The organism is Pseudoalteromonas sp. US3C1004, assembly GCF_048401065.1.
Taxonomy (GTDB): domain Bacteria; phylum Pseudomonadota; class Gammaproteobacteria; order Enterobacterales; family Alteromonadaceae; genus Pseudoalteromonas; species Pseudoalteromonas undina.
Genome location: NZ_CP183073.1, coordinates 1,925,386 through 1,938,974 on the forward strand (window position 1 = coordinate 1,925,386; position 13,589 = coordinate 1,938,974).

Here is a 13,589-nt window from a genome sequence, read left to right on the forward strand (position 1 = left end):
TGCAATTCCTGCAAAAGTCATTTCTGGATTGTAGCGTTTTTCTGGCTGATTAGCTGGGTTAAAATGGTATTAATTACTATTTGGAGGATATAAATGCAATTTCTATTAATATTACTGACCTTTATGGGCGGTATGGGTTTGTCCGTAGAAGCGGGGTTATTAGGGCCTTTGGGTAGTGAAGTGGGTGAACTGTGGGCCACATTTAGTATATTTGCGGTTGGTGCCGCCTTAACATTTTTGCTAATGCTGTTTTTTAGCCCTCGTAATAGTCCTTCATTTTTTAGCCAGCCCCCTTCTTTATTATTAGGTGGCGTGCTTGGCCCTGTTTACGTGGTTATTTTAACAATTGCAACGCCAAACATCGGCATAGCCATGACAATGATCGGCATACTCGCAGGGCAAATTTTCAAAAGCTTAATTATTGACCATTACGGTTTGTTTGGCACCACTGAACGCAAAATCGATGTTAAACGCATTATTGCTTTGGCGTTTATTATTATCTCTCTGGTTTTTATGGCACAAGGATAAACTCACTATGACTATTATTATGATTTTTCTAGCTGTAATTGGTGGCGCAACATTAAGCATTCAAGCAGCCTTAAACGGACGACTAGGCGGTAACGTCGGTGTTTTTAAAAGTGCTTTTTTAACCTTTTCTGTTGGTGCACTAGTAACCGCACTGCTCATATTTTATTTTGAACCAAATCATGCTGTAACCTTAATGGATGTACCAAAATGGCAGCTACTTGGTGCCATGTGTGGCGTACCATACATTGTTATTATGGTGCTTGCGGTGCAAAAAATAGGTACAGCGGTGGCAACCGTCGCGGTTATTTTTGGTCAACTAACCATGAGTGTATTAATTGATAATTTTGGCTGGCTTGGTAATGAGGCTATTGCATTGTCACCCAGTCGACTAGCGGCGTTAGTGTGTTTAGCCATTGCATTATTTTTTATTTATTCAAGCGGTAAAGTTGAAAACAAAAAATCGTAGTATAAACCTAAAAAACGTTGCTCAAAGGCAACGTTTTTTATTGCTTTAGCACTTTAAACTTTGGCATCGCGGCCGATAACAACATTAATAAACATACTATTATGGATAATAAATCGTGATACAGCTAAATAAACACTCAGCCTTTGACGTTAAAATTACAGCCGAAAAAACAAATATTGCACAACAAACAAAAGACACAACAAAAAATCAGGACAACACTGATTATCAATTATCAGACAAAGAACGCAATAAACTCTCAGGAAAAGAGGCTGAGCAAAACGCTGAAAAAGCAACAAATTCAGAAATGCCTGAATATATCGCAAAAATGATAGAGCAACTTAAAGAGCTCAAACAGCAGCTTGAAGAACAAAAAGAGCAACTCACTCAATTACAAGCTCAATCGGACCAAGAAGACGAGGCTATACAGGCACAAATTGAAGCACAAGCAAACATCGTTTCATCAACACAATCTCAGGTAATTGCGCTCGTGCAAATGATCAGCCAAGCCATGAAGGATGCAGGTATTACAGACGCGGGGGCACTTGTAAGTGCCATTGTTTGAATTTTCAGAGCAAAGATTTCAATAATAAATAGCCTACCCTAGCGGTTAAAAAACTACGCTGTGCTTGCGTTCTCACTTTTCACCCAACAGTGCTTGCTGATAAATTTTATTAAACTCTTCAGCAGGTAAATCAGCCGCAAAGTGATATATAAGCGCTTTGTATTTATCGCTTTGAATTAATTTTGAGAGTGTATTATTAAAATCATGAACAAATTTTATATTTTCTTCACTACGCTCACACATTAAATGCCCAACAGTAAACGATGTATTTAATTTCAAATCAAAGGAGTGAATGTCTGCGTCTGTTATATCCTGCCAATACGTGACTACATCGCTGGGGTATTCAATAGACGCATCAAATTCTTGCAACTTAGCTAATTGTTGTAATCTAGAGAATATATTAGTGGGCGCTGGTTTTATTTTAGTTTTATCTACTTCTTCAAGTAAAGACATAATGTCTTCGGAGAATATTCTGAATTTTGATAATCCCAACCTTAATTCACTTTGAGACACTAACTCGTCTAAATTTTTCATATGCTTAAATTCAGTTAAATCAGTAGGAGAATAAAGTCGCGGAGCGAGATACAAAGAAAACGGCTTTGATATTAAATAGCGGTTTGCTCGTTCTGGGGTGTTAATTTTATTGGCATAACAATAATTAGTGCCAAATTGAACTTCATTATTTGTATTCGGCGCTTTTACAAACTCAACTCTGTAGTCTCGCATTTCAGTCAAAATTAATTTATAAAGCTGTGCGTCGAGTGATTTTTCTTCAGTAACTGAGTTCAGTCGCAGCAAAGACTCATCGTTACTACTCAATACGATTTTTATTTTACTTGCGTCAAAGTCAGCAAACCGCGTATTGTCATAATCTGATTTATATAATTCCTGCAACCGTCCCGATGATTTTAATTTTGGCATGGTTTGGTCAAATTTTCGCGCCAAGGCTCTGCCCTTTTCATCGTTCGAAAAGGCTAAATAAATAGGCCTTGCAGGTACAAGCTCTACATAATTAAGCTTTGATTTATACTCTTTGGGAATGTTGTAGTCAAAATCAACGAAAGCATCTATACGTTTATTCAGTAGCAGAGCCACTGCGTTTTCAATAGTAGACACCGGGTAATAATCGTGTGGGTATTCAATAAACTTATCGAAATTATAGCCGTCGAGCCAGCTTAATACTTTGTTGTTAAAATCAGATAACTTATTAAAGTTATGAGTGGAATTTAAAAAATAGGCATTAATTGGATAATCATAATCTAAGTACCAATGAGGATAATAGGCTAAAGGAACATCTTCTTTAGCAACACCAATTACGAAGTCATACTGTTTTTGTTCAAATAAATTGGTAATTCGTTTGTAAGTACTAAAATCAAACTCGAGCTGTTCATCTGCATAAACTTCTTTGAGTAGATCAATATAAACGCCTGTTTCATCCGGATTGGTGTAATCAACCCAATGAGTTACGCCAACTTTTACACTCGCAAAAGCCGAGTTTATACAAACATAAGAAAAAACAAAAAACAGTAGTAAGTATCTAGCCAAGCGCATTCTCCCAATCGCTTAGTTTAATATATGCACCACCAGCGTACTTTGCAAACTTAGGTGTTAGTTCAAGGTTCAAGGTTCAAGGTTCAAGGTTCAAGGTTCAAGGTTCAAGGTTCAAGGTTCAAGGTTCAAGGTTCAAGGTTCAAGGTTCAAGGTTCAAGGTTCAAGGTTCAAGGTTCAAGGTTCAAGGTTCAAGGTTCAAGGTTCAAGGTTCAAGGTTCAAGGTTCAAGGTTCAAGGTTCAAGGTTCAAGGTTCAAGGTTCAAGGTTCAAGGTTCAAGGTTCAAGGTTCAAGGTTCAAGGTTCAAGGTTCAAGGTTCAAGGTTCAAGGTTCAAGGTTCAAGGTTCAAGGTTCAAGGTTCAAGGTTCAAGGTTCAAGGTTCAAGGTTCAAGGTTCAAGGTTCAACAAAATAAAAACAAAAGCGCTGCTCAATAACAACGTTTTTTAGTATTAGCTTTGCTTAAAAGTCATAGAAAACTTAGTGATAGTAATATCTTAGGTAATTTGTTAAAACTTTACAGAAGAAAAGTGAGCGTGGTATGGATATAAACCTGCACGACTCGCGCACTATAAGATTATTAAATCGCTCAATAAGGACAAGTATTGAATAAAGAAGAGTACAAGGAAAGTGGGATCTTATATGCGGTGTTTACTACCGTTTTATTATATTTCTTTTTTAAGATTACTTTAATTTTCTCTATGGGGTTAGATTGGAGTTCAATTTGTCTAAGCTTCCTTTGGGATAATATTGATACTGCAATTACACCTTTTACGGCATTTTTAATAGTGGCAGTTTTAAGCTGTGTCTGGTTTTTTTATTGCGCCATAAAGTACAAACGAAAAGTTGGCAAATCAGCATATTTCCTATTGGCTGTTGGAGCGGTGTTTTATTACTTTTGGTTCAAAGGCTTTTACGGTTTTTGGCAGCTAATGAGCTACGAGAAAAAAGAAATTACATTACAAGAGTTTTATGAAAAAACGGGTGGTACAGAAAGGTTGAAATTTTTGTTTGGTAATAAACTTAACGAAAATGTATTGTGCAAATCGCAATTGAACAAAACAAATTAGAAGTGGGATAAAAACAGATTATTTTGTTCGTTCCCAACAAGTTATTGCCAACTATCTTCTGCCGTTTATTTACGGCGTTAACATGTTATACACTTTTCAAAAAATGGAGTTTTAAAATGAGAAAAGAGTTCGAATTCACGGTTAAGGGTCATAAAATTAAAATTGTTAACTCATGGTTTAATGGTGCAAAACTATATGTAGATGGCGATTACCGTGATCAAGACTCTACCTTTATTGCTAACGGCAAAACGGCACTTCTTTCAGCTAAACTTGCTGATCTTGGTGTTTTAGAGATTTTCCCCATATCTGCGTTAATATCTGTAGAAATGGATGCATTTTTAATTACGGACGATGAAAGGTTGCAAGTATACAGCTCACATAAGCGTTTAAACTTAACACAGCAGCGATTAGCAAAATAAACACATAGGTAAAATATGAGACTATTAATGGCCCCTTTATTACTCATTATTGCTGGATGCAGTAGTGTTGCGCAAAAGGATGAAACATATTCGCCGTGCTCTGAAGCATGGTTTAACCATGTTGAACAGCAAATTAATACCGGTGACGGTTATGGACATGGGCCAGACATTGGCTCTTTAGAATGGCGCTCTGTGATCATGTTTAAACTCGGTATTAGAGATAAGCCAAACGTACCAGAATTAAATACACCGCAGTGGTGCCAGTTTATTGATGAAAATTATATTTAAAGCCTGCTTGGCTTTATGAGCTGAAATTTGTTGAGTTAGGTTGGGGTTTACTCACCCAACCTACGTAATATAACTTAACGCCAAGCAGTTTAACGCTTACAGCTAAGCACTTATAACTGCTCTTTCTGTTTAACTAATACCCAAATACTTATGTACTTGAATTGATAAGCGCCAGTTTTTGGCGATACAAGTATCAATGGCTAATTTAGTTGCCGACGTTTTTTGGCTGATTGGCTGTAAATATACCAGTTTTGGGTTAACACCCGTGGCGACAAATAACTCTTCCAGTTCTTCTACGTGCTTTTGCATAGCAACCGGATGTTTAATTTCATCGGCGCGTTGCATAGCACTGCTCAATACTTTGTAACCACCACGCATATTAATTTTTGGCGATACCGTAACCCACGTTTGGGCAGGGGCGAGAATTTCAAAGGTGCCACTGGTTTCTATTTGCGTGCTAAAGCCATGATCATGCAATAAATTACATACTGGATTTAAATCGTACATGCAAGGTTCACCACCGGTGATCACAACATGCTTGGCGGTATAGCCACGGGATTTAAATAATTCCAGGACCTGCGCGGCACTTGCCTCAGCCCAATGATCTGAGTCGGCTTTTTTTTCTACCGTGTCATCTAGTGATACTTTATATACATTATCAACATCCCAGGTTTGTTTAGTGTCACACCACGAACATCCCACAGGACAACCTTGCAGGCGTAAAAATATAGACGGCGTACCGGTAAAGCTCGCTTCACCTTGAATGGTTTCAAACACTTCATTAATTTTGTACAAAAGAAATCTCACTTACAACCTGACGGCAAAATTGTTACTATTAAAAATCGCAAAGCACGGTGCAAAAATTGTCATTTATGCCTTGGCCGTGTAGTATATCGCGCCCTGATATAAACCTCTATCAAAACTAAAGAGCAAACCACGTATGACGCAAAAAGTAGTTGTTATTTATTCCGGCGGTATGGACTCATTTACTGTATTAAATAAAGCCTTGCAGCAAGGCCATGATGTTTATGCCCTCTCGTTTGATTATGGTCAGCGTCATGTTAAAGAACTTAAAGTTGCCGCCAACGTATGTGAAAAGCTAAATGTCCCGCACAAAATTGTTGATATATCAGCAATTAATCAGCTTATTGGTGGTTCGTCGTTAACAGACGATATTGATGTGCCAGAAGGCCATTACGAAGAAGAAAGCATGAAAAGCACCATTGTGCCTAACCGCAATATGATTTTACTTTCCTTAGCGGTAGGTTATGCAGTGTCTCTTAAAGCGAGCAAAGTATATTACGGCGCGCATTCAGGCGATCATGCAATTTACCCTGACTGTCGTCCTGAGTTTGTTAAAAAGATGGATGATGTATGTCGTATTGCAAATTACGATGCAGTAGAAATTTTTAGCCCGTATTTAAACAATACTAAAATCGATATTTTAACCGATGGTATTAAAATGGGCTTAGACTACAGCCAAACATGGACCTGTTATAATGGTCGTGACAAAGCGTGTGGTAAATGTGGTGCCTGCCAAGAACGTTTAGAGGCCTTTGAGCTTAACAACGTGACAGACCCGCTTGAATATGAGTAAAGTTCAACGTTAATACACTAAAAGGCTACCAAGGGTAGCCTTTTTTGTTGCGATAAAACGTTAAAGCCAGCGTTTTACTCGTGATTTATAATCGTCAAATTGCTCACCAAATAATTTGTGGAGCGCCCGTTCCTCTGGGATTATTTGAAATAAGGTAATGTAAGCAATAAACCCTGCTACACCTAAAAAAGCCCACATTGAACCCAGCCACACGCCCCAGCCTGCTAATATAAACGCAAAACCTAAATACATCGGATTACGAGAGAATTTATAAACACCTGAGGTAACTAAACTAGACGCTTGTTCTGGTTTGTTAGGTAGTACTGTTGTTTTAGCAAACCGGAAACTCACGACCCCAGCAATACAAAATATACACCCAGTAGCGACAAGTGCTAGCGAGAGATAAGTAATAAATGCGCTAAAATCAATCACGGTATAATGTGCAATCAGTGCCATTACAGCAGCAAAAAACACCACAACCACAACCGGTGGAATTTTATTATTTAACATACCTACTCCTTGTATCGATTAAAAAACTTCATAATTACTATATGGTGGCGTCACAAATAATAACAATGACTTATCGAATATTTATAAATACAAATAAAGTTACAATTAATTAGCTTTATGAGCGCTTAATTATGGTTATAATTTAAGCTTAAATAAAAGTTAAAGGAAGTAATTATGTCTGGCACAACAATGATAGTTCTCATTGTACTTATTTCTGTAGGTTCGGGAGTTATTTACGATATGTATAAAAAGCACCTTGAATTTAAACATAAAGTACAGGACAACAATCAAGACGCACACAAACAACTAGCTAAGGTAACCGCTCAAGTGAGTGAACTTAAACAACGAGTACAAACACTTGAAGCCATTGTTACCGACTCAAGCTACAACGTAAAACAAGAAATAAACAAACTTTAATGTATACGTTACAAGTAATTTGGGTATAAATGTGCGTTTTCAGGCTGCTCAATGCCATGGGCAGCTAAAAAACCACCAATTGCTTGACCACACCCTTGTGGCGCTCGGCCACTGTCTATCTCAAAATTTAACTGATTCGCCTCTTGTTTACCCATTGAGCACAAACTAACTGAACTTGGCGAACGCATAGAAACACTTAACTCGCCTATTTGCTCCGCCTGTACATGCTTACTAAAACGTGCAAAACCTTGGTATTTAAAATGCTCGCTCACATAATCATTGCTTATAGCAACCAATGCGGCAATAAAACTATGTAAAAAGCTATTTGTTGTTGTATCCGGTGCTAAAAATGACAAAGTTTTGTTATTAAACTCACTCAGCTGGCAACTATCGCAATAAAGTTTAACCGTATACACCTGCTCACCGGTGATTATAGCTTGGCAGTTAATTAGCTCTATTTGGTTATCCGCAAACACAAGGCGATCTATCAGCTCGTTCAATGAAATATTTTTAAACGATGTACTTTTAACAAGCTCGGGATTTTGTGCCATAACGGGTAAGTCATGATGATTATTAAATGGCGTACTGGTTGCGCCTTGGTGTTGCAGCTGAAAAAGCTCTCTTACCTCATGCTCACGCGCCACTTTTAACGCTAAAAATGCAGTTTGAATAAGCTCCGAGGTAGGCAGGTTCTGCTCTACTGGCCAACGGCGACCAAACAATAGTTTTTTTGCTTTATTATCAGCGCGATAATTGTCGGGACTCAGTACTGCTACTTGCAAATAAACATCACTATTTTTTTCAGCTGCTAACACGCTAAAGTGGTTGGAAAAACTAATGTCGTTAAGCACTTCATTAACACTGGCCAGCGTATGCTTGTAACGCAAAAAATGCTGCGGAACAATCCAATTTTTATTAGCCAGTTGTACTAGGGGCGCATACGAAATAGGTTGCTCGTAACTGTGTTGCCATTTTTGCCCATCATCTAATAATGACTCAATTTTTGTGTTGTTATCTGACATATATAAACCAAATAAATCTGCCTAGCGGCAAGATATTAACTATGAAGCACTTTACGTAGTTAATCATAAAAAGCGATCACACTTTTTGGCAGTATTTAGCGTTCAAATACGCGTTGATACTCTGTTATAACTTTTTGATAGTAAACTCTATCTTTATTGAGCATTCGAGTATAATGGTCAAGCAATTGTTGCTGATATTGATGATGTTGAGGGTTATGTTTATCCCACATATGAGCCCCCGTTTTAGTAATAGTGCCGGTGGCATTAAAACTGACTTGTAGCACTTCGTAAAAACGCTTGTTTTCAACAATAATTTGCTCGCTATCGAGCTGCAAATTACACGCTTTTAAACCCGCACGTACTTTATAGAGGTGCATAATAGGGCAAATAATAAAACTTAGTTGTTTAAGGCTGTGCGGATTATTAGCAATAATTTGCTCAATGAGCTTTAAGCATAAATCGCCCCCCACTCCCGCAATAACGATTACTTGCTTAGCACCTGTTGGCAGTTTAATTTGCGCAACATCTTCGCAGCGCACTTGCCATGAAGGCAAAGACTTTCCTTGCTCAAATTGTTGTAGCGACTGCTCAAGCGCTTCCATTAACTCTGGAATAATATCAACAAAGTTTATTTGTTTGGCTATGCCGCGCTCAAGTAATGCCATACCTAAAAAGCCATGATCGCAACAACAATCCCAAACAATATCGTAAGACTGTGTAATTAACGAATTGATGGCGTTTAAACGTTTACTCAGTTTCATTTAACTCACTATGTTTTTGTTTTGTACACCAATGCTTTTAAGCTTTTATCGCTATCAATTTCAATAAAGCGATCGGTAGGTTCTAGGCGTTTAACAAATTCAATAGCACCTTGAGTATGCTCTTCAATAAGTGCTTTAAAATCGTTTTCTGTAAGCTCTGGGCTATTAGCGCATAGCAATAACTGTGTAGTATCGTTTAAAAGCTCAGGAAGTCTGCGCAGCACTTTTTGATAGTCTTTGGTTAAAATAAAACTGCCTTTTTGAAAACTGGGCGGATCAACAATAATTAAATCAAACGGTGCGGCTTTTTTTAGCCTACCAAACGACTTTAAAATATCGTGCGGTAAAAAACTGACCCCACGATCGACATTATTGAGTTGGTGGTTTTGCTTACCTACTTTTAACACACCTTTGCTCATATCCATGTTCATCACATGATCTGCACCGCCGTGCATAGCCGCAACCGAAAAACCACAGGTATAAGAAAACAAATTAAGTACTTTGGCGTGCTTACTATTTTGCATGACAAACTCACGGCCTTTTCGCATATCAGGAAAAATACCGGTGTTTTGCTTACTCATTAAATCAACCAAAAAACGCACCCCATTTTCGGCTACGCTATGACGAACTGGCAGTTGACCGTGAACAAGGGTGTTATGGCTTTGTAGCCCAGCTCGCTGTTGATACACCAATGCAGTAATTAGCTCTGGATGATGTTGTTGTGCCCACTGCCATAACGTATCGGTAAGCGTAGTGAGTGTTGCCTCATCAATTTCACTGTATGACACCAAAAACAAACTCGGTGGATAAAAGTCTAAGTTAATATGGCTAAGCGCTTCAACACTGTGGCCGCGTCCATGAAATACGCGGCAAAGCTCGTTATCGGAAAAAGGCGTGTCTGCCAAAGCATTCATAAGAGGAGTAAAATCGGTTGTCATTTAATTAATCAACTGTTGTTGTAGTTCATGTATTTCGTCGCGCACTGAGGCGGCTTTTTCAAATTCTAAATCGCTGGCGTACGCATGCATTTTGGTTTCTAACTGCTTAATTTGCGTTGCAATTTCTTTAGCACTGAGGATTTTTTTAGATTCTTTACGAATAAGCTGTAGGTTGTCTTGCGGTGAAGCATCTTGGCCTACATCCATTACATCAAGTATCTTTTTAACTAATGCACTAGGTTCAATACCATGCTTAACATTATAAGCATGCTGTATTTCTCGGCGTCGATCAGTTTCCTCAATGGCTTTAGCCATCGATTTAGTCACTCTGTCACCGTATAAAATGGCACGACCATCAAGGTGGCGCGCCGCACGGCCTATCGTTTGAATAAGTGAGCGTGCTGAGCGTAAAAAGCCTTCTTTATCGGCATCTAAAATAGCCACTAGTGCCACTTCTGGCATATCTAAGCCTTCACGTAGTAAGTTAATGCCTACTAACACATCAAATACACCGGCACGTAAATCACGAATAATCTCTACTCGCTCTACGGTATCAATATCAGAATGTAAATAACGTACTTTTACATTGTGCTCACTCAAGTAGTCAGTTAAATCTTCAGCCATGCGTTTAGTAAGCGTAGTTACCAGCACACGCTCTTTTAATTCAACACATTTGTAAATTTCTGATAGTAAGTCATCAACCTGATCGCCTACCGGGCGCACTTCAATAACCGGGTCAAGTAAGCCAGTTGGACGAATAACCTGCTCTGCAACTTCGCCGTTGCTGCGCTCTAATTCAAAGTCGCCCGGGGTGGCCGATACATAAATGGTTTGTGGTGCAATGGCCTCAAACTCTTCAAAACGCAGTGGCCTGTTATCCATAGCTGAGGGCATTCTAAAACCATATTCAACGAGGTTTTCTTTACGGCTTCTATCACCTTTATACATGGCACCGATTTGCGATACGGTTACGTGCGATTCATCAATAATCATTAATGCATCGTCGGGTAAATAGTCCAGTAATGTTGGCGGTGGATCGCCAGGTGTACGCCCCGATAAATAACGGCTGTAGTTTTCAATACCAGAGCAATAACCAAGCTCGGTCATCATTTCTATATCGTATTGGGTACGCTGAGCTATGCGTTGCTCTTCTACTAACTTATTTGCGCTAAGCAATTGTGCTCTGCGCTCTTTGAGTTCGGCTTTAATTTTTTCTATGGCTTCGAGAATTTTTTCTCGTGGGGTTACATAGTGAGTTTTAGGATAAATAGTGGCACGTACTATGTGTTTTTCTACCGCACCGGTTAATGGGTCAAAAATACTTAAGCGTTCAACTTCGTCATCAAACATTTCTACACGCACTGCATAGGTGTCTGATTCAGCTGGAAATATATCAACCACCTCACCACGAACGCGGTATGTACCGCGACTAAAATCAATATCGTTTCGCGTATATTGTAGCTCTGCAAGACGGCGCAGCATGTCACGTTGGTCGACCTTTTCACCCACTTTTAAAAGCAGCATCATTTTCATGTATGAGTCAGGATCGCCCAAACCATAAATTGCCGATACAGAGGCAACGATGATGGTATCGCGTCGCTCTAAAAGCGCTTTGGTGGCGCTGAGTCGCATTTGCTCTATATGCTCATTAATAGATGCGTCTTTTTCGATAAAGGTGTCGCTGGCTACCACATAGGCTTCAGGTTGGTAGTAATCGTAGTAAGATACAAAGTATTCAACCGCATTGTGTGGAAAAAATTCTTTCATTTCGCCATACAATTGAGCCGCTAAGGTTTTATTATGCGCCATAATAATAGTTGGCCGGTTTAAATCACTAATAATGTTAGCCATAGTGAACGTTTTACCGGTTCCCGTTGCGCCTAATAAGGTTTGCTGGGCCAGTCCGGCTTCTAAGCCTTCACACAACTGAGCAATAGCGGTTGGCTGATCCCCTGCGGGTTTAAATTTTGATACTAGCTGAAAATGATCGCTCAATGACTACACTCCTGTAATGCTTGACTGCTTAACGCTTCAATTTCTTTCATAAACCACTTGTAGGCTACAAGTGCTGTAAATAAATTACCAATGGCCGCGCCAATAAACAAGCCGATTAAGCCTGCAAGTTCGTTCCCGATATACGCAAAGGGAATATAAAAAACAAACAATCGAATAACGCTTAAAACTAAGGCGTTCATGGGTTTATGTAAAGCGTTAAACGAGGAGTTTGATAAAATGATCACTCCTTGCAAGCCATAACTTAAAGGAATGGTATAAATAAACAGCTTGATGACATCAACAACCGCTTGCTCTTTACCAAATATTTCACTAATGACGCCTGAAAAAATAATTAAAATAATATAGATAATGAACTGCCACAACATTACAAACTTGAGCGTACCTAGGTAGGCATCTTTTACGCGAGAAAAATGACTCGCTCCAAAGTTTTGGCTAATAAAAGGTGGCAAGGTCATCGACAAGGCTAATACCACTAAACTCGCTATTGACTCTATTCGACTCCCTACCCCAAAAGCAGCCACGGCTTCGGGACCATGATGAGCAACCAATGCAGTCATTACCGCCATAGCAACTGGGGTGAGCATGTTAGCACCCGCTGCCGGTAAACCAATTTTTAAAATTTTACGAATTGCACCAATAACAGTTTGTTTGCCCGCTTTTAAACTAAGCAACTGCTTTTTAGCAATTAATATGTATAAAATAATCGCCACTCCAACTGCCCAAGCTATAACACTGGCAATAGCAGCCCCTTTAATGCCTAATGCGGGAATGGGACCAAAGCCAAAAATCAGCATAGGATCGAGTACGGCATTTATAAGTCCAGCCCCCCCCATAATAATACTCGGTGTTTTAGTATCACCGCTCGCACGCAGTACAGAATTACCAATCATTGGGGTAATTAAAAACACACTGCCCAAAAACCAAATACTAATATACTGATGAATTAGCGGGAGTACTTGCTCCCCTGCCCCAAGCAACGTAAATATGGGATCAATCAATAAATAGCCACTAGCAGATAAAATTAATACTAATATTACCGCTACCAACAACGAAACACTGGCATCAAAACGCGCTTCTTCTAAATTGTTACTGCCTAATGCTTTTGCTATTACCGCTGAGGTACCTATGCCTAAACCAATTGCTAAACTAATCACGGTAAAAGTAACAGGAAATGTAAAACTAACTGCAGCAAGCGGCTCTGTACCCAATAAACTAATAAAAAAAGTATCAACTATGTTGAACATCATCAGGGTAATCATCCCAAAGATCATTGGAACGGTCATTTTCTTTAACGTAGGCAAGATTGGAGCAGTGAGTAAATCAGGGCGAGTATGTGATTGAGAATGTGCGCGCATAAAATAAATAAGCCTCTTTTACTGAACGGCATATTTTAAAGCATCCGGAGAGTTCAAGCCATGCTTTATTAAATCTAAACAACTAAATCAGCCT

The 13,589-nt window shown here is 39.0% G+C and carries 17 protein-coding genes; 9 read left to right on the top strand and 8 right to left on the bottom strand.

The annotated features are described in order from the left end of the window. Positions 1-93: 93 nt before the first annotated feature. The 3 genes from ACNSN3_RS08895 (at position 94) to ACNSN3_RS08905 (ending at position 1,556) form a co-directional block, all read left to right on the top strand. The gene (locus ACNSN3_RS08895; RefSeq protein WP_054201161.1) at positions 94-528 is read left to right on the top strand and encodes a DMT family transporter; all 435 of its coding nucleotides are present in this window, start codon (positions 94-96) and stop codon (positions 526-528) included. Between the two features lie 7 nt (positions 529-535). Then, the gene (locus tag ACNSN3_RS08900; protein ID WP_054201162.1) at positions 536-994 is read left to right on the top strand and encodes a DMT family transporter; all 459 of its coding nucleotides are present in this window, start codon (positions 536-538) and stop codon (positions 992-994) included. Between the two features lie 115 nt (positions 995-1,109). Further along, on the top strand, positions 1,110-1,556 hold the full coding sequence (locus ACNSN3_RS08905; RefSeq protein WP_418607079.1) for a hypothetical protein: 447 nt from the start codon (positions 1,110-1,112) through the stop codon (positions 1,554-1,556). 72 nt (positions 1,557-1,628) lie between these two features. On the opposite strand, the gene ACNSN3_RS08910 is transcribed toward ACNSN3_RS08905, so the two are convergent. Then, positions 1,629-3,107, bottom strand: coding sequence for a substrate-binding periplasmic protein (locus tag ACNSN3_RS08910; RefSeq protein ID WP_138569993.1), 1,479 nt, complete (start codon positions 3,105-3,107; stop codon positions 1,629-1,631). Positions 3,108-3,161: 54 nt separating this feature from the next. On the opposite strand from ACNSN3_RS08910, the gene ACNSN3_RS08915 reads away from it, so the two are divergent. The 4 genes from ACNSN3_RS08915 to ACNSN3_RS08930 all read left to right on the top strand — a co-directional run bounded on the left by ACNSN3_RS08915 (position 3,162) and on the right by ACNSN3_RS08930 (position 4,879). Next, positions 3,162-3,539 carry a hypothetical protein gene (locus tag ACNSN3_RS08915; protein ID WP_418607081.1) on the top strand — a complete coding sequence of 126 codons (378 nt, stop codon included), beginning with the start codon at positions 3,162-3,164 and terminating at the stop codon, positions 3,537-3,539. A gap of 168 nt (positions 3,540-3,707) precedes the next feature. Next, a complete protein-coding gene (locus ACNSN3_RS08920) occupies positions 3,708-4,172 on the top strand; it encodes a hypothetical protein (protein ID WP_010388460.1) in 465 nt (154 codons plus the stop codon). Between the two features lie 116 nt (positions 4,173-4,288). Next, a complete protein-coding gene (locus ACNSN3_RS08925) occupies positions 4,289-4,591 on the top strand; it encodes a hypothetical protein (protein ID WP_055013378.1) in 303 nt (100 codons plus the stop codon). Positions 4,592-4,606: 15 nt separating this feature from the next. Beyond that, complete coding sequence (locus ACNSN3_RS08930; RefSeq protein ID WP_054201167.1) at positions 4,607-4,879, top strand: hypothetical protein; 273 nt, start codon at positions 4,607-4,609, stop codon at positions 4,877-4,879. Positions 4,880-5,008: 129 nt separating this feature from the next. Here ACNSN3_RS08930 and queE read toward each other — a convergent pair whose 3' ends face one another. Next, positions 5,009-5,674 (bottom strand): 7-carboxy-7-deazaguanine synthase QueE, encoded by a 666-nt coding sequence (queE, locus tag ACNSN3_RS08935; RefSeq protein ID WP_055013381.1) that lies wholly within the window; start codon positions 5,672-5,674, stop codon positions 5,009-5,011. A gap of 145 nt (positions 5,675-5,819) precedes the next feature. Between queE and queC the strand changes: the two genes are divergently transcribed. Beyond that, positions 5,820-6,476, top strand: a complete 657-nt coding sequence (gene queC / locus ACNSN3_RS08940; RefSeq protein ID WP_008110177.1) for a 7-cyano-7-deazaguanine synthase QueC — start codon at positions 5,820-5,822, stop codon at positions 6,474-6,476. 60 nt (positions 6,477-6,536) lie between these two features. Here queC and ACNSN3_RS08945 read toward each other — a convergent pair whose 3' ends face one another. Then, positions 6,537-6,986 carry a methyltransferase family protein gene (locus ACNSN3_RS08945; protein ID WP_010388452.1) on the bottom strand — a complete coding sequence of 150 codons (450 nt, stop codon included), beginning with the start codon at positions 6,984-6,986 and terminating at the stop codon, positions 6,537-6,539. A 174-nt stretch (positions 6,987-7,160) separates the two neighbouring features. Here ACNSN3_RS08945 and ACNSN3_RS08950 point away from each other — a divergent pair, with 174 nt between their 5' ends. Further along, on the top strand, positions 7,161-7,403 hold the full coding sequence (locus ACNSN3_RS08950; RefSeq protein ID WP_418607084.1) for a hypothetical protein: 243 nt from the start codon (positions 7,161-7,163) through the stop codon (positions 7,401-7,403). A gap of 8 nt (positions 7,404-7,411) precedes the next feature. On the opposite strand, the gene ACNSN3_RS08955 is transcribed toward ACNSN3_RS08950, so the two are convergent. The 5 genes from ACNSN3_RS08955 to ACNSN3_RS08975 all read right to left on the bottom strand — a co-directional run bounded on the left by ACNSN3_RS08955 (position 7,412) and on the right by ACNSN3_RS08975 (position 13,495). After that, complete coding sequence (locus ACNSN3_RS08955) at positions 7,412-8,425, bottom strand: hypothetical protein (protein ID WP_418607086.1); 1,014 nt, start codon at positions 8,423-8,425, stop codon at positions 7,412-7,414. A 95-nt stretch (positions 8,426-8,520) separates the two neighbouring features. Then, a complete protein-coding gene (locus ACNSN3_RS08960; protein ID WP_290191767.1) occupies positions 8,521-9,186 on the bottom strand; it encodes a tRNA (adenine(22)-N(1))-methyltransferase TrmK in 666 nt (221 codons plus the stop codon). A gap of 8 nt (positions 9,187-9,194) precedes the next feature. Then, positions 9,195-10,124 (bottom strand): class I SAM-dependent methyltransferase, encoded by a 930-nt coding sequence (locus tag ACNSN3_RS08965; protein ID WP_418607088.1) that lies wholly within the window; start codon positions 10,122-10,124, stop codon positions 9,195-9,197. Further along, a complete protein-coding gene (gene uvrB / locus ACNSN3_RS08970) occupies positions 10,125-12,119 on the bottom strand; it encodes an excinuclease ABC subunit UvrB (protein ID WP_008468252.1) in 1,995 nt (664 codons plus the stop codon). Further along, on the bottom strand, positions 12,116-13,495 hold the full coding sequence (locus ACNSN3_RS08975) for an MATE family efflux transporter (protein WP_055013372.1): 1,380 nt from the start codon (positions 13,493-13,495) through the stop codon (positions 12,116-12,118). Before ACNSN3_RS08975 ends, uvrB begins: the two co-directional genes overlap by 4 nt. Positions 13,496-13,589: the final 94 nt, after the last annotated feature.